At 67.7% G+C, this 19,773-nt stretch carries 18 protein-coding genes; 15 read left to right on the top strand and 3 right to left on the bottom strand.

What is annotated here, in order from left to right:
• The first annotated feature begins 52 nt into the window (after positions 1-52).
• The 11 genes from CPCC7001_RS10660 to CPCC7001_RS10625 all read left to right on the top strand — a co-directional run bounded on the left by CPCC7001_RS10660 (position 53) and on the right by CPCC7001_RS10625 (position 12,405).
• Entirely contained in the window at positions 53-1,495 is a 1,443-nt protein-coding gene (locus CPCC7001_RS10660; protein ID WP_006911560.1) for an NADP-dependent isocitrate dehydrogenase, read from the top strand.
• 18 nt (positions 1,496-1,513) lie between these two features.
• Positions 1,514-2,884 (top strand): (Fe-S)-binding protein, encoded by a 1,371-nt coding sequence (locus tag CPCC7001_RS10655; RefSeq protein WP_006910343.1) that lies wholly within the window; start codon positions 1,514-1,516, stop codon positions 2,882-2,884.
• Positions 2,881-3,615, top strand: coding sequence for an NYN domain-containing protein (locus CPCC7001_RS10650; RefSeq protein ID WP_006911358.1), 735 nt, complete (start codon positions 2,881-2,883; stop codon positions 3,613-3,615). The genes CPCC7001_RS10655 and CPCC7001_RS10650 overlap by 4 nt, the downstream gene beginning before the upstream one ends.
• 244 nt (positions 3,616-3,859) lie before the next feature.
• The gene (locus CPCC7001_RS16040; protein WP_083782630.1) at positions 3,860-4,321 is read left to right on the top strand and encodes a DUF3592 domain-containing protein; all 462 of its coding nucleotides are present in this window, start codon (positions 3,860-3,862) and stop codon (positions 4,319-4,321) included.
• A gap of 35 nt (positions 4,322-4,356) precedes the next feature.
• Entirely contained in the window at positions 4,357-5,028 is a 672-nt protein-coding gene (locus CPCC7001_RS14540) for a VOC family protein (RefSeq protein WP_071778303.1), read from the top strand.
• 897 nt (positions 5,029-5,925) lie between these two features.
• The gene (locus tag CPCC7001_RS10645; protein ID WP_006910117.1) at positions 5,926-6,498 is read left to right on the top strand and encodes an isochorismatase family protein; all 573 of its coding nucleotides are present in this window, start codon (positions 5,926-5,928) and stop codon (positions 6,496-6,498) included.
• An 817-nt stretch (positions 6,499-7,315) separates the two neighbouring features.
• The gene (locus CPCC7001_RS16035) at positions 7,316-7,807 is read left to right on the top strand and encodes a GNAT family N-acetyltransferase (RefSeq protein ID WP_071778301.1); all 492 of its coding nucleotides are present in this window, start codon (positions 7,316-7,318) and stop codon (positions 7,805-7,807) included.
• Between the two features lie 79 nt (positions 7,808-7,886).
• Positions 7,887-10,280, top strand: a complete 2,394-nt coding sequence (locus CPCC7001_RS10640) for a S8 family peptidase (protein WP_006910904.1) — start codon at positions 7,887-7,889, stop codon at positions 10,278-10,280.
• Between the two features lie 25 nt (positions 10,281-10,305).
• Complete coding sequence (locus tag CPCC7001_RS10635) at positions 10,306-11,049, top strand: bifunctional 2-polyprenyl-6-hydroxyphenol methylase/3-demethylubiquinol 3-O-methyltransferase UbiG (protein WP_006909231.1); 744 nt, start codon at positions 10,306-10,308, stop codon at positions 11,047-11,049.
• Positions 11,046-11,366 carry a hypothetical protein gene (locus tag CPCC7001_RS10630; RefSeq protein WP_006910148.1) on the top strand — a complete coding sequence of 107 codons (321 nt, stop codon included), beginning with the start codon at positions 11,046-11,048 and terminating at the stop codon, positions 11,364-11,366. The genes CPCC7001_RS10635 and CPCC7001_RS10630 overlap by 4 nt, the downstream gene beginning before the upstream one ends.
• A 28-nt stretch (positions 11,367-11,394) precedes the next feature.
• Entirely contained in the window at positions 11,395-12,405 is a 1,011-nt protein-coding gene (locus CPCC7001_RS10625) for a methyltransferase (protein ID WP_006910013.1), read from the top strand.
• Between the two features lie 16 nt (positions 12,406-12,421).
• On the opposite strand, the gene CPCC7001_RS10620 is transcribed toward CPCC7001_RS10625, so the two are convergent.
• Positions 12,422-13,747: an alpha-amylase family glycosyl hydrolase gene (locus CPCC7001_RS10620; protein WP_006910838.1), complete on the bottom strand. Its 1,326-nt coding sequence runs from the start codon at positions 13,745-13,747 to the stop codon at positions 12,422-12,424.
• A 223-nt stretch (positions 13,748-13,970) separates the two neighbouring features.
• On the opposite strand from CPCC7001_RS10620, the gene CPCC7001_RS10615 reads away from it, so the two are divergent.
• From CPCC7001_RS10615 to CPCC7001_RS10605, 3 genes are read left to right on the top strand one after another with little or no spacing between them, the layout of a single operon-like run.
• Positions 13,971-14,567, top strand: coding sequence for a hypothetical protein (locus tag CPCC7001_RS10615; RefSeq protein ID WP_006909621.1), 597 nt, complete (start codon positions 13,971-13,973; stop codon positions 14,565-14,567).
• A 16-nt stretch (positions 14,568-14,583) separates the two neighbouring features.
• Complete coding sequence (locus tag CPCC7001_RS10610; protein WP_006910571.1) at positions 14,584-14,883, top strand: hypothetical protein; 300 nt, start codon at positions 14,584-14,586, stop codon at positions 14,881-14,883.
• A 16-nt stretch (positions 14,884-14,899) separates the two neighbouring features.
• A complete protein-coding gene (locus CPCC7001_RS10605; RefSeq protein WP_006911465.1) occupies positions 14,900-16,255 on the top strand; it encodes an APC family permease in 1,356 nt (451 codons plus the stop codon).
• Here CPCC7001_RS10605 and CPCC7001_RS10600 read toward each other — a convergent pair.
• Entirely contained in the window at positions 16,215-17,642 is a 1,428-nt protein-coding gene (locus CPCC7001_RS10600) for a four-carbon acid sugar kinase family protein (protein ID WP_006911697.1), read from the bottom strand. The two genes, CPCC7001_RS10605 and CPCC7001_RS10600, sit on opposite strands and share 41 nt — an antisense overlap.
• 14 nt (positions 17,643-17,656) lie before the next feature.
• On the opposite strand from CPCC7001_RS10600, the gene CPCC7001_RS10595 reads away from it, so the two are divergent.
• Positions 17,657-18,877 (top strand): FAD-binding oxidoreductase, encoded by a 1,221-nt coding sequence (locus CPCC7001_RS10595; protein ID WP_006911183.1) that lies wholly within the window; start codon positions 17,657-17,659, stop codon positions 18,875-18,877.
• Here the strand turns inward: CPCC7001_RS10595 and CPCC7001_RS10590 are convergent.
• Positions 18,783-19,772, bottom strand: coding sequence for an alpha/beta fold hydrolase (locus CPCC7001_RS10590; RefSeq protein ID WP_050757231.1), 990 nt, complete (start codon positions 19,770-19,772; stop codon positions 18,783-18,785). The two genes, CPCC7001_RS10595 and CPCC7001_RS10590, sit on opposite strands and share 95 nt — an antisense overlap.
• Position 19,773: the final 1 nt, after the last annotated feature.

Here is a 19,773-nt window from a genome sequence, read left to right as displayed (position 1 = left end):
CTAGGCTCGCCGCGCCTCCAGTGCCGCAGGAATGGCTACCAGCCCAGCCAGCATGGCCACCGAACCCGTGACCTTCGAGAAGCTCACCGCCCCCAGCAGCGGCACCGCCATCCGGTTCGAGGAGGGGCTGCCGGTGGTGCCCGACGACCCGATCATCCCCTTCATCCGCGGCGACGGCACGGGCGTGGACATCTGGCCCGCCACCCAGCGGGTGCTGGATGCGGCGGTGGCGAAGGCCTACGGCGGCCGGCGCCGGATCGAGTGGTTCAAGGTGTACGCGGGCGATGAGGCCTGCGACCTCTACGGCACCTATCAGTACCTGCCGGAGGACACCCTCACCGCCATCCGCACCTACGGCGTGGCGATCAAGGGGCCGCTCACCACCCCGATCGGCGGCGGCATCCGCTCCCTGAACGTGGCGCTGCGCCAGATCTTCGATCTCTACTGCTGCGTGCGGCCCTGCCGCTACTACGCCGGCACCCCCAGCCCCCACAAGCGTCCCCAGGATCTGGACGTGATCGTGTACCGGGAGAACACCGAAGACATCTACATGGGGATCGAGTGGGAGGCCACCGATCCGGTGTGCGTGGAGCTGATCGAGCACCTCAACACCGTGGTGATTCCGGCCAACGGCAAGCTCGGCAAGCGCACCATCCCCACCGGAGCCGGCATCGGCATCAAGCCGGTGAGCAAGCACGGCAGCCAGCGCCACATCCGCAAGGCGATCCAGCACGCCCTGCGCATGGAGGGCAAGAAGCGCCACGTGACGCTGGTGCACAAGGGCAACATCATGAAGTTCACGGAAGGGGCCTTCCGTGACTGGGGCTACGAGCTGGCCACCACCGAGTTCCGCGCCGCGTGCATCACCGAGCGGGAGAGCTGGATCCTCGACAACGCCGACCGCAACCCGGGGCTGAGCATCGAGGCCAACGCCCGCATGGTGGACCCCGGCTACGACGCGCTCACCCCCGAGAAGAAAGAGGCGATCTGCGCCGAGGTGCAGGGCGTGCTGGAGGCGATCGGCAGCAGCCACGGCAACGGCCAGTGGAAGCAGATGGTGATGGTGGACGACCGCATCGCCGACAGCATCTTCCAGCAGATCCAGACCCGCCCGGCCGACTACTCGGTGCTGGCCACGCTCAACCTCAACGGCGACTACATCTCCGATGCCGCCGCCGCCGTGGTGGGGGGCCTGGGCATGGCGCCGGGGGCCAACATCGGCGACCACGCCGCCATCTTCGAGGCCACCCACGGCACCGCCCCGAAGCACGCCGGCCTCGACCGCATCAACCCCGGCTCGGTGATCCTGAGCGGCGTGATGATGCTCGAGTACATGGGCTGGCAGGAGGCCGCCGACCTGATCACCGAGGGGATCAGCGCCGCCATCGCCAATCAGGAGGTCACCTACGACCTGGCCCGGCTGATGGAGCCGCCGGTGGAGCCGGTGAGCTGCTCGGGCTTCGCCGAGGCCGTGGTGCGCCACTTCGGGGGCTGAGCCGGGCAGACTCGGCTCATGACAGCCACCGGCTCCCCAAGGAGCGCCTCCGCGGCTCCGCCCCAGGCGGCCCTCTCCGCCACCGACCCCTGCGTGCACTGCGGCTTCTGCCTGCCCAGCTGTGCCAGCTACCGGGTGCTGGGCACGGAGATGGATTCGCCGCGGGGCCGCATCCATGCGCTCAAGGCGATCGAGGCCGGCGAGCTGGAGCTCGATGCCACGGTGGCCCGCCATTTCGACAGCTGCCTGGGCTGCCTGGCCTGCGTGACGGCCTGCCCCTCGGGGGTGCGCTACGACCAACTGATCGAGGCCACCCGCCCGAAGCTCAAGGCCCCGGAGCTGCGCAGCCCGGCGGCCCAGACCTTCCGGCGCCTGCTGTTCGCCCTGCTGCCCTACCCGAAGCGCCTGCGGGCGGCACTCACGCCGCTGCGGGCGTATGCGGGCACGCCGCTGCAGGGCCTGCTGCGCCGCAGCGGGCTCACCCGCCTGCTGGGGCCCCAGCTGGAGGCGATGGAGCGGCTGCTGCCGCCGCTGGCCCCCGAGGCCTTCCGCGATGGCTTCCCCACGGTGGTGCCGGCCAGGGGCCAGCGACGGGCCCGGGTGGGGCTGGTGCTGGGCTGCGTGCAGCGGCTGTTCGATCCACAGGTGAACGCGGCGGCGGTGCGGGTGCTGAGCGCCAACGGCATCGAGGTGGTGATCCCGCCGGAGCAGGGCTGCTGCGGCGCCGTGACCCACCACCAGGGGGAGGAGGCCCACACCCGGGCCCTGGCCGATGCGCTGGTGGCCAGCTTTGAGGCGATGCTGGGGCCGGGACGGCCGGCTGGCGCCGAACCGCTCGATGCGGTGCTGGTGGCGGCGTCGGGCTGCGGCCACACGATGAAGGCCTACGCGCGGCTGGCCAGCCGTGATTTCCCGGCGCCGGTGGCCGACATCCATGAATTCCTGGCGCAGCTGGGGCTCAGCGAGGGCTTCCGCGCCCAGTTGCAGCCCCTGAGCCACGCCGATGGCAGCCCGGCCAGCGCCGAGCGGCCGCTCACGGTGGCGTTCCACGATGCCTGCCACATGCTGCATGGCCAGGGCATCAGCGCCCAGCCCCGCGATCTGCTGCGGGCCATCCCCCACCTGCAGCTGGCGGAGGCGATGGAGGCGGGGGTGTGCTGCGGCAGCGCCGGCATCTACAACCTGGTGCAGCCCCAGGAGGCGGCTGAGCTGGGCCGGATCAAGGCGGCCGACCTGGCCGGCACCGGCGCGGAGCTGGTCAGCAGCGCCAACATCGGCTGCACGATGCAGCTGCGGCGCCACCTCGATGGCGAGGAGGCCGCAGCGCTGCCGGTGCAGCACCCGATCCAGCTGCTGAATCAGAGCTGGCGCGCGGGGGATCCGGCATGAGCCGCGAAGCGCCGAACCTGGCCGTGCTGATCGATTCCGACAACGCCCAGGCCACGGTGATCTCCGAGCTGCTGGCGGAGGTGTCGCAGGTGGGAACCGCCACGGTGAAACGGGCCTATGGCGACTGGACCACACCGCAGCTGAGCAGCTGGAAGGAGGTGCTGAACGTGCATGCGATTCAGCCGGTGCAGCAGTTCAGCTACACGAGCGGCAAGAACGCCACCGATTCGGCCCTGATCATCGATGCGATGGATCTGCTGCATGGCGGCCGGGTGGAGGGCTTCTGCCTGGTGTCGTCCGACAGCGACTTCACCCGGCTGGCCACCCGGATCCGGGAGGAGGGGCTGCTGGTGATCGGCTTCGGCGAGCGCAAGACCCCCAAGGCGTTTGTGGCCGCCTGTGACCGGTTTCTCTACACCGACATCCTCAAGCGCTCCGGCGGCAGCTCCGGCTCCGGCGGCGGCGGCCGCCAGGGCGACAGCGACGCGCCACCCCTGAAGCCGTTCCTGTGCGAGGCGATCACCGCCGTGACCCAGGACGACGGCTGGGCGCCGCTGGGCATGGTGGGCAGCCTGCTGCAGAAGAACGATCCCTCGTTCGATGCGCGCAACTACGGCTTCCGCAAGCTGAGCGAACTGGTGAAGGCCCAGAACTATCTCGCCGTGAAGGAGGTGCCGATCAGTCCGGGCAGCTCCCAGATGCACCTTTCGGTGCGGCTGCGTGGAGGATGAAGCCCCCAGTGCTTGGGCGAAGCATGTGCAGGCAGAACGCCGGCGACTGCCGAGAAGTTTGACGTGAACAGGTGGTGATCTGACCCATAAATCACAGCCACTATGGCGGTGAACCATGCAACAGTCCTTTCCAGCAGAAGGACCCGATGATTCCGGGACTGAACCTGGCTTGTGGATGATCAGAAAGAGGAAGTGGGGCAGGCGTGGTTACCGGAAGCGTCCAATGACGGGTTAGACATCAGACATGAGTTCCTCGCTAATCCCAATAGTCGCATTCGCCTCCTCAATGGTTTTCCTCGGATGGGAGTGCTGGAAGCTTTATCTCGGACTCGTATCGAGGGGCTGGTTGCCTGTGAGGTGTGTTGTGCACCGCGCATGGATCAAAGAAGATACGATTTCAAACCCGGATGGCGCCGACTCGGTCAGCTATTCAGTGAAGGTCCAATACTCCTACAGGATTGGCCCTGACACGTACACTTCCACTCGATTGAGCTATCAGCCATCGTCTAGCCTCAGCTTTAGACGCGCCACGAAACTTCTGACCGGTCTTCACCCTGGCCAAGAAGCCACGGCCTTCTACAACCCGAGAAACAAGAGTCAAGCCGTCTTGATACGATCGGCGAGCTGGAGAAATTCAATTCCGTTGCTCGTCGCCAGTTGTCTCTGCGCTTTGACGTGGTATTGGTCATTTATCAAGGGGCACTAACGTCTAACAGTTCATTCAAGCGTTAGGTTGCACGGGTGGCTCTGAGCCTCGATCACATCTTCGTCTGTACCTCCGTTTGCGCTCCAGAAGCGACATTGCTGCTTGACGCCGGACTGGTTGAGGGCACGGGCAATGGTCATACAGGTCAAGGAACTTCCAATCGTCGATTCTTCTTCGACCACGGCTTCCTGGAGCTCCTGTGGGTACACGACGAGCAAGAGGCGACGTCCCCTCGAACCCGACCAACGCGCCTTTGGGAGCGCTGGTCAGGGCGCGACAAGCATGCAAATCCGTTCGGCATCTACTTCACCTCGCAATCGGAAAGCAATTACCCATTGCCATTCGCATCTTGGGCTTATGAACCGGCGTATCTTCCCAAGGGCAAGCGGATCCACTTCGCGGAAGGAACTGCACTGTCTGAGCCTGAGATGGTTGCTCTGAGCTGGCCCCGGCAATCAGGCGCCGTGGCCGCGCAACCCAGGGCTCACAAGCTGCCGTTGCGCTCGGTGAGCGCTGTGTCGGTTGGGCTTTCAGACGTTGAACAGCCCTCTGCGCCGATGCATGCGGCGCGAGACTCCGGACTGGTACGAATCCACAAGTCATCTAGACCTGAGCTAGTTGTTGAGTTCTCTTCTCCTGCTTCCATTCGCGTGCACTTCCCTTCACTTGGAATCAGCCTGCTTGGCCAGCCTGGAGGCGCCGCCTAACCCTTCGCTGGAGCCGACTCGCACCGGCATGGTACGTGGCCCTCGCATCGGTGTTGCCCATCATCCGTCCAGCGGGCTAAGCGACACACCGACGCTCATGCCTCAGCATCAGGCTGAACGAATCCAATGCTGTAGAGCACAGAGGGAATGATTCTGTGGCAGCAGGATTCGCGATGGCGTCAGACCCACTGACTGGCTCGCCAGTGAGGACTCCTGAGACTTCAAGGCCTTCAGCTCGATGTCTTGAGCTTGGCTGTGGAACTGGTCGTTCAACCGCATGGATTCTTGAAGACATGGATCAGTCTTCATTTTTGATCACAGTGGACAACAATGAGTCACTCATCGGGATTCTCAGATATCATCCTGGCTCTGATTCGCCCCAGGAAATTGGGCATGCCGACGGCGACTCTTACTTGCAATCACTAGAGGTTGAGCATCATGACTTTCCTATTTGCAGATCCATGGACAGGAAAGTGCCGCTACCTTGAAGAGGCGCTTCAATTGGCTAAGCCTGGAGGCCGTTCCATCATTGACGATAGGCTTCCGCAGCCAAACTAGCCTGAGGGCCACGCCGCCAAGGTTGAAGGTTGAAGGTTGAAGGTTGAAGGTTGAAGGTTGAAGGTTGAAGGTTGAAGGTTGAATTAACTCCTTCGATGCCGATTGCAGACTCGGTGTCACAACGATGTTGTGGGAAGTGGCATCGTTCTTGCAACAAAACTCTAACATGCTGCTGCAATGGATGGGAGCCATCAATTCGATGCGTCCCAAGAATGTCGCTTCCCGATTGCCCATGTCCACCTCTCAGCGGTAGCTCTCAGCGGCAGCGTTTGGCGGCTCCCACCACAGCGCACAAGCATAATGAGCGAGAATCACAGGCATCCCATCAGGAGACAAGACATGAAGGATTTCAATACCGACGACACGGCAGTGATCCTGATCGACCACCAGGTCGGCACGAATACTTGGGCCAGCACCACGCCGCTACCGCTGCTGCAGCGCAACGTAATCATCCTGGCGAAGTTTGCGAAGGGTACAGCGATGCCGGTGGTCCTCACGTCAAGCCAGGAAACCAACGTCAATGTTCAGGGACCGCTGATGCCCGAGCTCCAGGAGATTCTTCCCGAGGCATTCGAGGCCCGCATCAAACGGCAAGGGGTTGTGAATGCCTGGGATGACGAAGCCTTCGCAGAGGCGTGCCGCAACACGCGAAGAAAGAACTTCGTGATGGCCGGTGTCACGACCGACGTGTGCATGGTCGCGCCTGCCATCAGCGCAGTCGACGATGGCTTCATGGTCAAGGTGGTTTGCGACGCTTGCGGCTCGACCAACCAGATTGCCGAGGAAATGTCGTGGCGCCGGATGGAGAAGGCTGGGGTTGGCCTCACAAGCACGAACGCCATCGTCGCCGAGTTGGTCAAGAACTGGGCAACGGCGGCTGGAGCTGTCGCATTTCCACTACTGACCGCCTAACAAGGCCTTCAAGTGGATAGGCCAGCGTCGATTTCCCGCTCCGTTCAGTTGTCCCTGCCTGCCACTCAGGGGCAGCGTTGCGTGGCCGAAAGGGTGATGATCTGATGCTCTTTCGAAAGGAGGTCCTTGAAGGCATCCGTAGAGGTGACGTTACGCTGGCTTTTCGGCGCTGGCGACGGCCATCCGTACGAGCGGGTGGCACGTTGCTCACTCCTGTCGGGCAGATCAAGATCAAGTCAGTCGAGCCAGTGTCCCCAAACCAGATCACGGTAGAAGAGGCTCAGCGCGCTGGACACGTCTCAAGGGAGGCATTACTGAAAGAATTGCAGCGTCGGCCCGAGGGTACGCTCTATCGCATTGAACTTGGACCAGTCCTTCCAGATCCCCGAGTCACGCTGCGCGAGAAGCCGGCGGATACAGAGGCGGAACTTCAGGCTCTGCAAAGCCGGCTGAGTCAATTGGATACACGAGGGCCGTATGGGGCGTGGACGTTTCGCACATTGCAAGCCCTCAGCTCGCATCCGGGAGTTCGCGCTGGCGAGGTGTGTGGTGTTGTCGGCCAGGACAAGGAGCGGTTCAAGCTTCATGTTCGGAAGCTGAAGAATCTCGGGCTTACCGAGAGTCTCGGGACGGGTTACCGTCTATCGCCGCGTGGTGAGGCACTGCTGGACTCGATACGATCTGAGACCAGCGGAGACCCCACATAACCAGCCTCTCGAGTGGACAGGCCACCACGGTCTTTCAGCTGCGCCAATCACGCCCCCTGCCTGCCATTCAGGGGCAGCAGTAGGCCGCCCACCAACTTCACTCGTCAACAATGATCATCACCCCGATTCAAGCGAGCGAAAGGCAAGACCTCCTTGATCTGGCAGTGAGGACAGGACTCTTCTCACCTTCAGACGCTGAGGGCTTGTTGGGTGGCGTGCTGGACACACTGTCTGCCCAAGAGCTCCCAGAGGGGCATGCAGCTGTGGCGTGCCGAGCTTCAACAGGCGAAAAGGCCCTTGGTTGGTCTTACTTCGCACCGGATCCGTACGCCGAGGGTGTTCTCAATGTCTGGTGGATCGGCGCAGACCCTCCGCAGCACGGCCGCGGTGTTGGCAGCGCCCTGCTTTCTCATGTCGAGACTGAGGCAAGCAAGGCTGGTGCCAGGGTGGTGGTAATCGAGACCAGCGACCAGCCTCCGCTGACGCGGGCACGAGAATTTTACGTCAAGCGAGGGTACAGGGAGCGTGGCCGCGTTCCGGATTTCTATGCAGTGGGCGAGGCAAAAGTGATCTTCTCTCGCACTCTGGCCGGGCCAGACTAACCATTCGCTCAAGGACGAATTGCAGAGATGTCTGCTCTGGCTAAAGAGGAAGCACTGATCCGGATTCCTCCCAATCGCCATGGCCACCTCGAAGCGAGCGTCAGCCTCCAACACCCCCGGCGATCCCCCTGCCCGTCCCGGCAGAGCCCGCACGGTGATCTACTGCCACGGGATCTCGAACATGCCCCCGGAGGGTGTGTTGCGATCGGAGTGGGATCGTGCCCTCTTCGGTGCCGACCAGGGCGAGCGCACCCGCATGGCCTACTGGGTTGACCGGGAGCGCTACCCGGAAGCGGCCGGCATCTCCACCCGGGCCATCGGCGACGACCGGGCCCAGCTTCTGCCGGGGTCGGACATGCTCCTGAAAGCCTCGATCCAGGCCAGTGACGCACCGGAGGAATCGGCAGCGTTCGTGGCCGCGCTCACCCAGGAGCTGGAGGCGGCAGCCCTCTCGGCGGCCCAGCGCGGCGCCCCGATGGGTGGAGCTGCAGCGCTCTCCATGGAGGCCAAGGGGTTGTGGAGCCCGGTGACGGCGATGTTCACCAAGGTGTTCATGGCCGACGTGAACGACTTCCTGTTCAACCAGACCAAGCGCCAGAGGATGGTGCAGACGGTGAAAGACCGTGTGACCACCGGCGGCGGCCCGTTTGTGGTGATCGGCCACAGCCAGGGCAGCATGGTGACCTACCAGGCCCTGATGGAACTGGGCACCACCTTGGAGGTGGATCTCTACGTGACCATCGGCTCGCCGCTGGGACTCCCCCAGGTGACGGACGTGCTGCAGACGTGGCACGGCAAAACAGGGACGAAGCTGCCGATCCCGCCGGGAGTGAAGCGCTGGGTGAACATCGCCCAGGACGGCGACATCGTGTGCCTCGACCAGAGCCTGGCCGACGAGTACAGCGCCACCGGCAAGCCACCCATCCGCGATGAACGGCTGCAGGGAATCGTGTGGCCGCCCAGCAAGGCCCACGCGGCGAGTCGCTACCTGTCGCGCACCGCCACCCAGACCACCGTGATGACCGCGGTGGATCGCGCCCGCTTCCAGCCGGTGAGCCCGGTGACGGTGACCCGCAACCTGGCCGAAGCGCTCGATGCGGAGGCCACCGCCCGGGTGCCGGTGCTGATCGAACTGGTGGACCGCTCCCCCGCTGCGGCCAGCGGCAGCGACACCCTGCAGGACGCCCGCAGCACCGTGCTCGAGTGGATCCACACCAATGTGCTCAGCCCCAAAGGCAGCAAGGATCTGATCACCCAGGATCCAATCACCGCCGACACGGTGCATCTGGAGGATCAGCTCGATCGCTACGTGGCGGTGAACCTCAACCGCGCCGAGGTGGAACGCCTGGCGGCCGCGATGAGCCGGCACTACGGCGCATCCTCGCCGGCGGTGTACCGGATGTTCAGCAACAGCAGGAAGCGGGCCCTGATCCGCGATTCGATCCACACCGTGCAGGCCCGCACCGCCCAGCTCGGCTACAACGCCTATGGCCAGGGGATCACCTGGGCCGTGCTCGACACGGGCATCGACCGGCACCATCCCCATTTCCACAACCCCGCCTTCGCCCCGGACGGCACGATCGCCGCCGAGTGGGACTGCACCGCCCGAGGCCCGGTGCAACCCGGCAGCGGCAACGACGCCAACGGGCACGGCACCCATGTGGCGGGCGTGATCGCCGGAGGGCTGCAGGCGCTGGGGGATCCGGCTGGGCCGGACATGCTCGCCATGGCGCCCCGGGCCCGGCTGGTGACCTACAAGGTGCTGGCCGACAACGGCAGCGGCTACGACGCCTGGATCATCAAGGCGATCGATCACATCTGGCAGCAGAACCAGAACGGCCGGCGCCTGGCGATTCAGGGGGTGAACCTCAGCCTGGGTGGGTCCTTTGATCCGGCCAGCTTCGGTTGCGGCGATTCACCGCTGTGCGCCTCCCTGCTGCGCCTGGTGCGCCAGGGCGTGCTGGTGGTGCTGGCCGCGGGCAACGAGGGCAGCGGCGAGATCGTGGTGGATGGCTTCAGCTCCACCCGCTCCTTCGACCTCTCGATCGGTGATCCGGCCAACCTGGAAGAGGCGATCGCCGTGGGCTCGGTGCACCCCACCCTGCCCCACCGCTACGGCACCTCCTACTTCTCCTCGCGGGGCCCCACCGCCGATGGCCGCCTCAAGCCCGATGTGGTGGGCCCCGGGGAAAGGATCCTCTCCTGCCGCAGCAGCAGCGACCCCAGCCGCACCCCGGAGCGCGACAGGGCCAAGAGCGTGGATGAGCTCTATGTGGCCCTCTCGGGCACCAGCATGGCCGCGCCCCACATCTCCGGCCTCCTGGCCGCCTTCCTCTCGGTGCGCACCGAGTTAATCGGCTATCCCGAGCGCGTGAAACAGATCCTGCTGCAGCACTGCACCGACCTCCACCGCGACCGCTACCACCAGGGGGCGGGCCTGCCCAACCTCTCCAAGATGCTGCTGCACACCTGAGCCCCAGGCCAGCCGGCTGCACTCTATGGCCCACCACCCAGGCGATCCGCCCACGGCCGACCAGGCTCGTTTCGAAGAGCAGATCCTGGAAAGCTGGCAGCGCCACGCCGCCGCGTGGACGCAGGCGATCCGCGAGGATCGGATCGAGAGTCGCCGGTTGGTGACCAACAGGGCGATTCTGGAGGCGGTCTGGAGCCGGGCTCCCCGATCGGCCCTGGATCTGGGCTGTGGCGAGGGCTGGTTGACCCATCGCCTCGCCGGGCATGGGATCGATGCGCTCGGCACGGATGCGGTGCCGGCCCTGATCGAGGCCGCCAAGACCCGGGGGAAGGGCCGGTTTCAGCTGGCCTCCTATGACGCGATCGCCAAGGGCGCCATCCAAGAACGCTTCGATGTGGCCATCGCCAACTTTTCCCTGCTGGGCCAGCAGGGCGTGGAGGATCTCTTCCAGGCAGTTCCAGCGCTGCTCACCCCCCGCGGCGCCCTGATCGTGCAGACCATGCATCCGGTGCTGTGCCGCGGCGATCTCCCCTATGCCGATGGCTGGCGGCCGGGGTCCTGGGACGGAATCCCTGGCGATTTCAGCGATCCAGCACCGTGGTTCTTTCGAACCATCGCAAGCTGGATCAGGCTCTTCGTTCGCAACGGCTTCGCCATCACGGACATCAGGGAACCGCTCCATCCCAACACGTTCCGACCGGCGGCGATCCTCTTCATCGGCGCGCGGATCAGCCCCCTGGCCCCACCCCACCCACCGCGACAGCGATGAAGAAACTGCACATCGCGCTCTCCACCCACAGCATCGAAGCCTCGGTGCGCGACTACAGCCAGCGGCTTGGTTCTGAGCCCTCTGTGGTGATCCAGGGGCAGTACGCCCTCTGGCGGACTGACACCTTGAACCTGTCCATCCGCCAGGCCGCATCCGGCCCGCCAGGCGAACTCCGGCACCTTGGCTGGGAAGACCCCCAGGCTCCTGCCTTCACACAGGACGTGGATGTGAACGGAATCACCTGGGAGCGGTTCACGGCCCGGCAGCAGGCGGAGGAGATCCGGCAGCTCTGGCCGGAGGCCAACCACTGTCCATAGCCGATCCTTGATCCTTCCCCACTCCCCCATGCCACCGCTCAGCCCCGAAGCCATCCTCCAGACCGGCCTGGCGTTCTGGGCCTCGAAGACCCTCCTGAGTGCCGTGGAGCTGGGCCTGTTCAGCGAACTGGCGAACGGGCCGCTGCCGCTCGAGGCGCTGATGGCCCGGCTGGCCCTGCATCCCCGCTCCGCCCGCGACTTCCTCGATGCCCTGGTGGCCCTGGGCTTCCTCAGCCGCGACGCCTCGGGCTACGCCAACACCCCGGACACCGCCCTCTTCCTCGATCGCGCCAAGCCCACCTACGTGGGCGGCCTGCTGGAGATGGCCAACCACCGGCTCTATCCCGCCTGGGGCCACCTCAGCGAGGCACTGCGCAGCGGCGAGCCCCAGAACGAGCTGAAGAGCGGCGGCCCCGGCCTGTTCGAGGTGCTCTACGCCGATCCCAAGGCCCTGAAGGAATTCCTCGCCGCCATGTCGGGCATCAGCCGCGGCGCCAACCAGACGATCGCCCGCACCTTCCCCTGGCAGCCCTACCGCACCTTCGTGGATGTGGGCACCGCCCAGGGGGATCTGGCGGTGCAGATCGCCCTGGCCCAGCCGCACCTGCGTGGCATCGGCTTCGATCTACCGCCCGTGGAGCCGGTCTTCACCAGCTATGTGGAGAGTCACGGCCTCGGCGAACGGCTGCAGTTCACCGCCGGCGATTTCTTCCAGCAGCCTCTTCCCAGCGCCGATGTGGTGCTGATGGGCCACATCCTGCACGACTGGGACCTGCCCACCAAGCGCATGCTGATCGGCAAGGCCTATGACGCCCTGCCCCCCGGCGGTGCCCTGGTGGTGTACGAGGCGATCATCGACGACGACCGCTCCAGGAATGCGTTTGGCCTGCTGATGAGCCTCAACATGCTGATCGAAACCAGCGGTGGTTTCGATTACAGCGGCGCCGACTGCATGGGCTGGATGCGCGAGGCCGGCTTCTCCTCCACCCGGGTGGAGCCGCTGGTGGGACCCGATGCCATGGTGATCGGTGTGAAGTAGCCCGCGGGGAGGAGCACTAAGGCGCGAGCAACCACATCTGGGCGGTGCGTGGCGGCACATACAGGCTGAAGCGATCGCCCGAGAGGGTGAGCGCATGGCCGTGGATCAGCTCCTGGTACCGGCCCGGATTGGTGAGCCCCCAGGTGCTGAACGTCGCCCATTGCTCCGTGGCGGCCTTGTTGATCGCCACGATGCCGCGATCGCCCCGGCGGAAGATCAGCAGCGTGTCGCTCTCATGGAGCACCGCCATCGGCGCGCCGTGCACGGCGTTGTGGAAGCGGAGCATCGCCACCAGATCCGGCCGCTTGTAGGCCTCCAGCCAGCGATCACGATCCTCCGCGTAGGCGGATTCGTTGTGATCGGAATAGATCAGCGGCACGCCTCCATCGCGGCCCAGCACGTAGGCATAGGCCAGGTGCTCATCCTGCGGGTCGAGCAGCAGGTAGCGGAAGCCGTCGTTGTGGGGGATGTCGTGCGTCACCACGAACGTCACAGCCCGGTGCCAGGACAGGGCATTGCCAACAGCAGCAGGATCCACAAGCGCCCGCAGGGAACCGCCGAAGCCGAACGCCTCCCGCAGCGTGGTGAACAGCGGGAAGTCGTAGGCCGACATCCAGGTTTCCCGCAGGAAGGGCTCCAGAAAGATCCGCTCGTCGTGGTCACTGCCGGTGAGCACTTCCCCGAACCAGAACTTATCTCTCACCTCGGGCCTGTCGGCCAGGTTGTCCACCATCCGCTCGGTGATGTGCTTGATGGCATCCACCCGAAAGCCATCGAAGCCCATCGCCACCAGCGCACTCACCATCGCGTGCTGCTGCTGCAGCACCCAGGCGGAATCCTGCAGATCGGGCAGGCCGGAGAGGTTCTGATACTGCACGGCACCGCGGTCGCTCCACTCATGGCCTTCGATCTCTCCGGCCTGGTTGAAATCCCAGGGAGAGAACAGGCCCACGCTCAGATCGCCATAGATCCGATTGCGCTCGAACCGATCGGGCTCCCGGCGGTAGCGCTCCAGCTCCGCATCACCCGGAAAGGTCAGCCTGTCGTGGCGCGCTTCGTTCGCCATGTGGTTGATCACCAGATCCGCATACACCCGGATCGGCTCAGGGCCCGCATGGCAGGCCGCGATCAGCTGCTCAAGCTCCCGCTTGCCGCCGAGATGCGACAGCAGCACGCGGTAGTCCTTGGGCTGATAGCGCTGCCACCAGGCGTCTCCATCCGGATCGGAATACAGCGGCGGCGGAATCAGAATCGCGCCGTAGCCGCTGCTGCGGATCGACTCCAGATTGTCGATGATCTCCTGATACCGCCAGTTGAAGGCGTGGAGCGTTGCGGTGCGCATGACAACGGCACTCCCAAGGAGTCGCCGGACGGATGCAACCAGGATGCCCCGGAAAGGCGAGGCCCACCGGTGTCCAGCGCCTCAGCCCTCCGCCGCTGCCCTTCGCCGCTGCCCTTCGCCCCCAGCTGCGTGAGGGACGGACGCCTCTCTGCGCCACGGCCGCCACTGCGCCGGAGGAGCGATGCCAGGGTGAGGCGATTCAGCTGTTCGCCCTCCGGCCGCGATGCCCCAGCCCAGCCGTTCCCCGCTTCAGCCGCCGGCGCGGTCGGTCCCAGCCGCACCGGCCCTCGGGGTGGTGCTGGTGGGGCTGGCCCTGGCCGTGCCGTCCGCCGCTTCGGCGGCTCCGCTGCCTGCCCAGCCCGCCGACATGGAGCGCACTTGCCAGGAGGAAGCGGCCTCCACCTTCAAGGTGCGCTCCAGAGACATCCGCACCCTGCCGGTGGAGCGCCGGCCCGGCCGCGGCTACGTGATGTACGGGCAGACATCGCCCAGGGACGGCTCCGCCCGCTTCTTCGTGTGCAGCTTCGACAACGGGCGCCGTCTGACCGGCGTGAGCCCCACATCGGACCAACGCGCCAGCGGGACCGGACGCTCCAGATCGATGGCGCCATCGGCCATGCCCGGCTTCTGCCGCCGGATGGTGGCTGAGGAGTTCCAGCTCAACCCCCGCGCCATCTCCGTGGAGGAGGCGCAGAAGCAGCGCAACGACAGCTACACCGTGCGGGCCATTGCCCGCCCCGTGTCCGGCAAGACATTGCAGGCCTTCGAATGTCGCTTCGGCTCCAAGGGCCGCTACAAGAGGGTGGAGCGGCTGGACTGAGCCGTTCCACCTCCTGATGACCCCCACCAGCCCACGCCTTCACGCCCTCGCTCTGGGAGTGGGCCTGGCCCTCACCCTTGCCCCAGCGGCCCTGAGACCGTCCGCCGCGCTTGCCGCCAACGACCTCAACCCGGACATCGAGCAGATGTGCCAGGGGCTCGCCCTCATCAACGACGAGCTGGGCGCCACCGCCGCTCCCGGCTCCCCGATGGGCCAACGGATGCAGGAGGAACTCGCCATGTCCGCGGCGCAGTACGGGGCGCTGTGGTCGCTGATGAAGCTCACGCCCACCCCCACCTGCACGAAGCTCTACTGAGCCGGCTGCCCTCCGCATGACCTCCCCCGCCCCCGGCAAGCTGCAGCAGGTGCTGGGCCTGGGCTTCGGGCTGGCCGGCGCCGTGGGCGGCACCATCGGCGCCGGCATCCTCGTGACGCCCGGCCTGGTGGCGGCCCAGCTGGGCGCCCCCTGGCTGATCCTGGGCGCCTGGCTGCTGGGCGGGCTCTATGCCGTGCTCGGAGCCCTGTGCGTGGCGGAGCTGGCCAGCAGCCTGCCGAGGGCCGGCGGCTGGTATGTGTACGCCGAGCGGGCCTTCGGCCTGCGGGCCGGCGGCCTGGTGGGCTGGACCGACTGGGTGGCCCACTGCATCGGCCTGGCCTGGGTGGCCACCACCACCGGCGAGCTGCTGGCCCTGCTGCTGCCCGCCGTGACGCTGCCATCCCAGCTGATCAGCCTGCTGGCCATCGCCGCCTTCGGCCTGATCCAGTGGCGCGGTGTGAAGGCCGGCAGCGCCAGCCAGGAACTGCTCAGCCTGGCCAAGGCGGCCGCCTTCCTGGCCCTGGTGCTGGCCTGTTTCCTGCTGCCCAGCGGCGCCGGCCTCTCGGGCGCGGAGGCCGTGCTCGATCCCGCCGTGCCAGGGCCGGCGCCGCCGCCTCTGGCCTGGGGCGGCCTCAGCCTGGCCCTGCTGGCCGCCCTGCAGCCGGTGATCACCACCTACGACGGCTGGGCCAGCCCGATCTATTTCTCGGAGGAGTTCACCGATCCCGCCCAGGACCTGCCCCGCTCCCTGATCGGCGGCGTGTTGGCGGTGCTGGCGCTCTACCTGCTGATCAACGGCGCCCTGCTGCACGTGCTCACGCCCGCCCAGCTGGCGGGCTCCGCCTTGCCGGCGGCGGATGCCGCCCGGCTGCTGGCGGGCGCCGGCGGCGGGTTGCTGATCACCGGCGTGGCCCTGGTGGCCCTGCTGGGGCTGATCAACACCGTGGTGATGGCCGCCCCGCGCATCCTCTACGGCCTCAGCCGCGACGGCCTCTTCCCCACCACCGCCCTGGCGGTGAACCCGGGCGGCACCCCCACCGGCGCCCTCGGCCTCACCCTGGGCCTCACCGCCGTGCTGGTGCTGGCCGGCTCCTTCGAGCACCTGCTGGCCATGGCCGCCTTTCTCTACGTGTGCCTGCCCCTGGTGGGCATTGCGGCCCTGGTCACCCTGCGGCTGCGGGAGCCGGGGCTGGCCCGGCCGTTCCACCTGCCCGCCTACCCGCTGGCGCCGCTGCTGATCGCCCTGGTGTCGGCGGCCTTCCTGGCCACGGCCCTGCTGCAGGACACCACCAACAGCCTCGCCGCCCTCGCCCTGGCCGCCGTGGGCCTGCTCATTCCCCGCCGGGACGTGGAAGCCGCTCCATCAGCCTAAACGCCTGCCGCAGCGTGCCCGCCTCCCCGAGATTGCCCGGAAAGGTGAGCACCGGCAGCCGCGCCGCCGCGGCACCGTCAGGGGTGAGCACCAGAGAGAGGCCCGGCAGCAGCTGGCCCTGCAGCTCCACGGCCGCCAGGTCCAGCCCCTCGCCCAGCAGCGCCTGGGTGGTGATGCCCCCCTTGCTGATCACGTAGCCCAGCCGCGGCGCCAGGGCCCCGGCCAGCCGGGCCATCAGGGCGGCCAGGGCCGTGCCCAGCCGCCTGCGTTCGGCGGCGCTGGCGCAGCGCACCTCGCCGCGGCTGGTGTGCAGCACCGGCGTACGGCCGGCCGCCAGGCAGGCCTCCAGCTGCTCGTGCCAGGCCCGCTCCAGCGAGGCCAGCAGCTCCCGCGGCGCCGGACCCTCCAGCACCCGAGCCAGCCGGGCCACCGGCAGCTCCACCGCCGCGCAGTGCGGCTCCTTCAGCAGCTCCTCCAGCTGGGCATCGGCCAGGGGCACATGGGAGCCCACCAGCACCAGCCCCGGCAGGGGGCCCTCGGGCCCTTCACGCCGCAGGGCGGCCAGGCCGGCGGCATCGAGGGGCTGGGGGGGCAGCTCCACCAGGCCGTTGAGCAGGCTGGCGGCGCACTGGAACAGGAACCACCGCGGCCGGCCCCAGCGCCTGGAAGCGGATGGCGCCGTGAGCTCCCGCACCGCGGCTCCCAGGGCCGCCAGCTGCCGCGGCCGCTCCGCATCCACCGCCACCAGCCGGTTGCCCTCCAGCGCCGCCAGCCGGGCGCAGAGCGCCCTGTGGCCCCCGGCCGATGCCGACGCCGCGTCCAGCTCGGCCAGGCCCAGCCGCTCCACGCTGGTCGCCGGGATCCGGCCCCCGCTCTTCTCCTCCGCCCAGGCCGCCAGATCGCTGCTGTGGTAGCCGAACAGCCCGTCGCGGGCGAAGGCGGTGGTGTGCACCGGCTCCCCGTTCAGCCGATGCACGCCGTTCACGGTGGTGCGGCCCCCCGGCAGGAACGTGGGCGCCAGGAACGTGGCATCGAACCCCTGCGGAGGCCCGCCGCCCTCACCGCCCAGCTCCCTGGCGATCACGTCGCACTCCAGCGGGAAGTGGCTGCGCAGGGTGGAGTCGCCCCGGCTCACGATCAACCAGTGGTGGCAGCGGCCATCGGCCTGCTCCGCCGCCACGGCCTGGCGCAACGCCCGGCAGATGTCAGCCACCCGCTCCGCCGCCGCGGCCGGTGCCAGGGCGCGGGTGTTGGCCAGCACGAACAGCAGGGGCGAGGGGTGGGCCAGACCCCGCCGCAGCGTCGCCGGATCCCAGCGCAACAGCAGCGGGCAGCCATGCACCGTCTGCGATCCGGTGGGGTCGTCGTCGAGCACCACAACCTTCATGGCACCATCGTGCCGTGATCACCCCCGAGACCCGCGAGCTACCGCAGCTGGTGCAGGACCTGCACGAGCGCAATCTGCCGTGGCTGCCCGCCGGGCTCGGCAGCCGGCTGGACTGGGGGCCGCCAGTGCATCCCTCCCACACGGCCCTGAGCTGCGCGCGGCTGAACCGGATCCTCGAGCACAACCCCGGTGACTTCACCATCACGGTGGAGGCCGGCACACCACTGGTGGCGGTGCAGCAGGCCCTCGCCCACCATGGGCAGTGGTTGCCCGTGGACTGGCCCTGGGGCAGCGGCCCGGCCGGCGAGGGGTCCGGCTCGATCGGCGGCCTGGTGGCCCGCGGCCAGGCCGGCGGCTACCGGCAGCGCTACCTGGGTGTGCGCGACCAGCTGATCGGCATTCACCTGCTGCGCAGCGACGGCGTGGCCGCCCGCGCCGGCGGCAAGGTGGTGAAGAACGTGGCCGGTTACGACCTGATGCGGCTGCTGTGCGGCAGCTGGGGCTCCCTCGCCCTGATCACCGCCGTGACCCTGCGCACCCAGCCGATCCCGCCCCACCGCCAGGGCCTGCGGCTCCACGGCAGCGGCACGGCCCTGGCCGACCTCAGCCGCTGGCTGCTGGCCTCCAGCCTCAGCCCGGAGCGCGTCGACTGGGAGCGCCAGACGAGCGCCGGCCCCGCAGGCGATCCAGCCAGCGGCAGCCTGCTGGTGAGCCTGGCCAGCATCAGCGCCGAGACCCTGCAGGAGCAGATCGCCTGCATCGAGGAGAAGGCCGGCCCGAACCTGGCCTGCAGCCGCCTGGGGGCGGAGGACCTGGCGGTGGCCACCACCCCGGGTGCCCGGGGCGGCTCCCGAAATGAGCGCGATTCCGCCCCGGCCTGGCTGTTGCGGCTCGGCGTGCGCCCCGATCAGGTGCCCGCCCTGATGGCCACACCGGCCCTGGCGGGTCTGGAGCTGGTGCTGGGCGCTGGCAGCGGCCTCGGTTACGCCTGGGGATCCGACGCCGTGCCCGCTCACCGGGTGGAAGCCCTGCGGCGCCACTGCCAGGCCGCCGGTGGGATGGTCACCGTGCTGCGCCAGCCGGCCGGCTGTGCCCTGCCGGCCTGGCTCGATGCCCCCTCACGGCCGCTGATCGAGGCCGTCAAGCGGCAGTTCGATCCGAAGCAGCAGCTGGCAAGGGGTCGTCTGCCGGGCGTGGCACCGCCTGGGGGTCAGGCTCCGCAGCCGGCGGGTTGAGCCCCGCCAGCCACTGCAGCAGGGCAGCGTTCACCTGAGCGGGCACCTCGTCGTGGGGGCAGTGGCCCGCCTCCAGCACCACCTCGGTGGTGCCCGCCGGGGCATGGCGCTGGAAGGCGGCGCGGCGACCGGGCGCGTTGATCCAGGGGTCACGGATGCCCCAGAGCAGCAGCAGCGGGCAGCCCAGCTCGGCGAACAGCTCATCGAGCGGCTGGCCGCGCGGGATGTCGAACACGGTGCGGAACACCCCGAAGGCACCCGGATCGAGGGAGGGCCGCCGGATCGCCTCCACCAGGGCGTCATCCACGTTGGTGCGGTCCAGGTACACCTGGTTCAGGGTGCGGCGGATCGTGGCCGGCCGGCGCAGGTTCTCGAACAGCAGCCTCTGCAGCACCGGGCTGCGGAGCAGGGCCGCGCCGATCGTCTGCCGCGTGATCGCCCCCCAGCCGCGGGGCGGCGCCTGTTCATCGCTGAAGGGTCCAGCTGCGTTGAGCAGCACCACCCCGGCCGCCCGCTCCCCCAGGGCCGCTCCGGCCGCCAGGGCCGCGAAGCCTCCCAGGGAATTGCCCACCAGCACCGTGGGCCGGCCGATGCGCTCGGCCACGTAGGCCATCAGCTGATCGCGCCACAGGGTGCCGCCGTAGGGCAGCCCCACCGGCTTGGCGCTGCGGCCGAAGCCCAGCAGATCCACGGCATGCACCTCATGGCTGGCGGCCAGGGCGGGAATGTTGTAGCGCCAGTGGTCGGTGGAGGCGCCGAAGCCGTGCACCAGCAGCACCGCCGGCCCCTGCGGCTGCTCCGGCGCCGCCACCACGGCGTGCACGGAGTGGCCCCGGTGGCTCCAGGGCTGGGCCGTCGGCAGGACCGTCGGAGGGGCTGTCGGCTGGTCGGGCACC

The organism is Cyanobium sp. PCC 7001, assembly GCF_000155635.1.
Lineage (GTDB): Bacteria > Cyanobacteriota > Cyanobacteriia > PCC-6307 > Cyanobiaceae > NIES-981.
This window is presented reverse-complemented; position numbering and strand designations above follow the sequence as displayed.

What these genes read in the sequence shown, in the direction of transcription:
- CPCC7001_RS10660 (WP_006911560.1), top strand. Translation starts at nt 53, where the DNA reads ATGGCCACCGAACCCGTGACCTTCGAGAAGCTCACCGCCCCCAGCAGC.
- CPCC7001_RS10655 (WP_006910343.1), top strand. Translation starts at nt 1,514, where the DNA reads ATGACAGCCACCGGCTCCCCAAGGAGCGCCTCCGCGGCTCCGCCCCAG.
- CPCC7001_RS10650 (WP_006911358.1), top strand. Translation starts at nt 2,881, where the DNA reads ATGAGCCGCGAAGCGCCGAACCTGGCCGTGCTGATCGATTCCGACAAC.
- CPCC7001_RS16040 (WP_083782630.1), top strand. Translation starts at nt 3,860, where the DNA reads ATGAGTTCCTCGCTAATCCCAATAGTCGCATTCGCCTCCTCAATGGTT.
- CPCC7001_RS10645 (WP_006910117.1), top strand. Translation starts at nt 5,926, where the DNA reads ATGAAGGATTTCAATACCGACGACACGGCAGTGATCCTGATCGACCAC.
- CPCC7001_RS16035 (WP_071778301.1), top strand. Translation starts at nt 7,316, where the DNA reads ATGATCATCACCCCGATTCAAGCGAGCGAAAGGCAAGACCTCCTTGAT.
- CPCC7001_RS10640 (WP_006910904.1), top strand. Translation starts at nt 7,887, where the DNA reads ATGGCCACCTCGAAGCGAGCGTCAGCCTCCAACACCCCCGGCGATCCC.
- CPCC7001_RS10635 (WP_006909231.1), top strand. Translation starts at nt 10,306, where the DNA reads ATGGCCCACCACCCAGGCGATCCGCCCACGGCCGACCAGGCTCGTTTC.
- CPCC7001_RS10630 (WP_006910148.1), top strand. Translation starts at nt 11,046, where the DNA reads ATGAAGAAACTGCACATCGCGCTCTCCACCCACAGCATCGAAGCCTCG.
- CPCC7001_RS10625 (WP_006910013.1), top strand. Translation starts at nt 11,395, where the DNA reads ATGCCACCGCTCAGCCCCGAAGCCATCCTCCAGACCGGCCTGGCGTTC.
- CPCC7001_RS10620 (WP_006910838.1), bottom strand. Translation starts at nt 13,747, where the DNA reads ATGCGCACCGCAACGCTCCACGCCTTCAACTGGCGGTATCAGGAGATC.
- CPCC7001_RS10615 (WP_006909621.1), top strand. Translation starts at nt 13,971, where the DNA reads ATGCCCCAGCCCAGCCGTTCCCCGCTTCAGCCGCCGGCGCGGTCGGTC.
- CPCC7001_RS10610 (WP_006910571.1), top strand. Translation starts at nt 14,584, where the DNA reads ATGACCCCCACCAGCCCACGCCTTCACGCCCTCGCTCTGGGAGTGGGC.
- CPCC7001_RS10605 (WP_006911465.1), top strand. Translation starts at nt 14,900, where the DNA reads ATGACCTCCCCCGCCCCCGGCAAGCTGCAGCAGGTGCTGGGCCTGGGC.
- CPCC7001_RS10600 (WP_006911697.1), bottom strand. Translation starts at nt 17,642, where the DNA reads ATGAAGGTTGTGGTGCTCGACGACGACCCCACCGGATCGCAGACGGTG.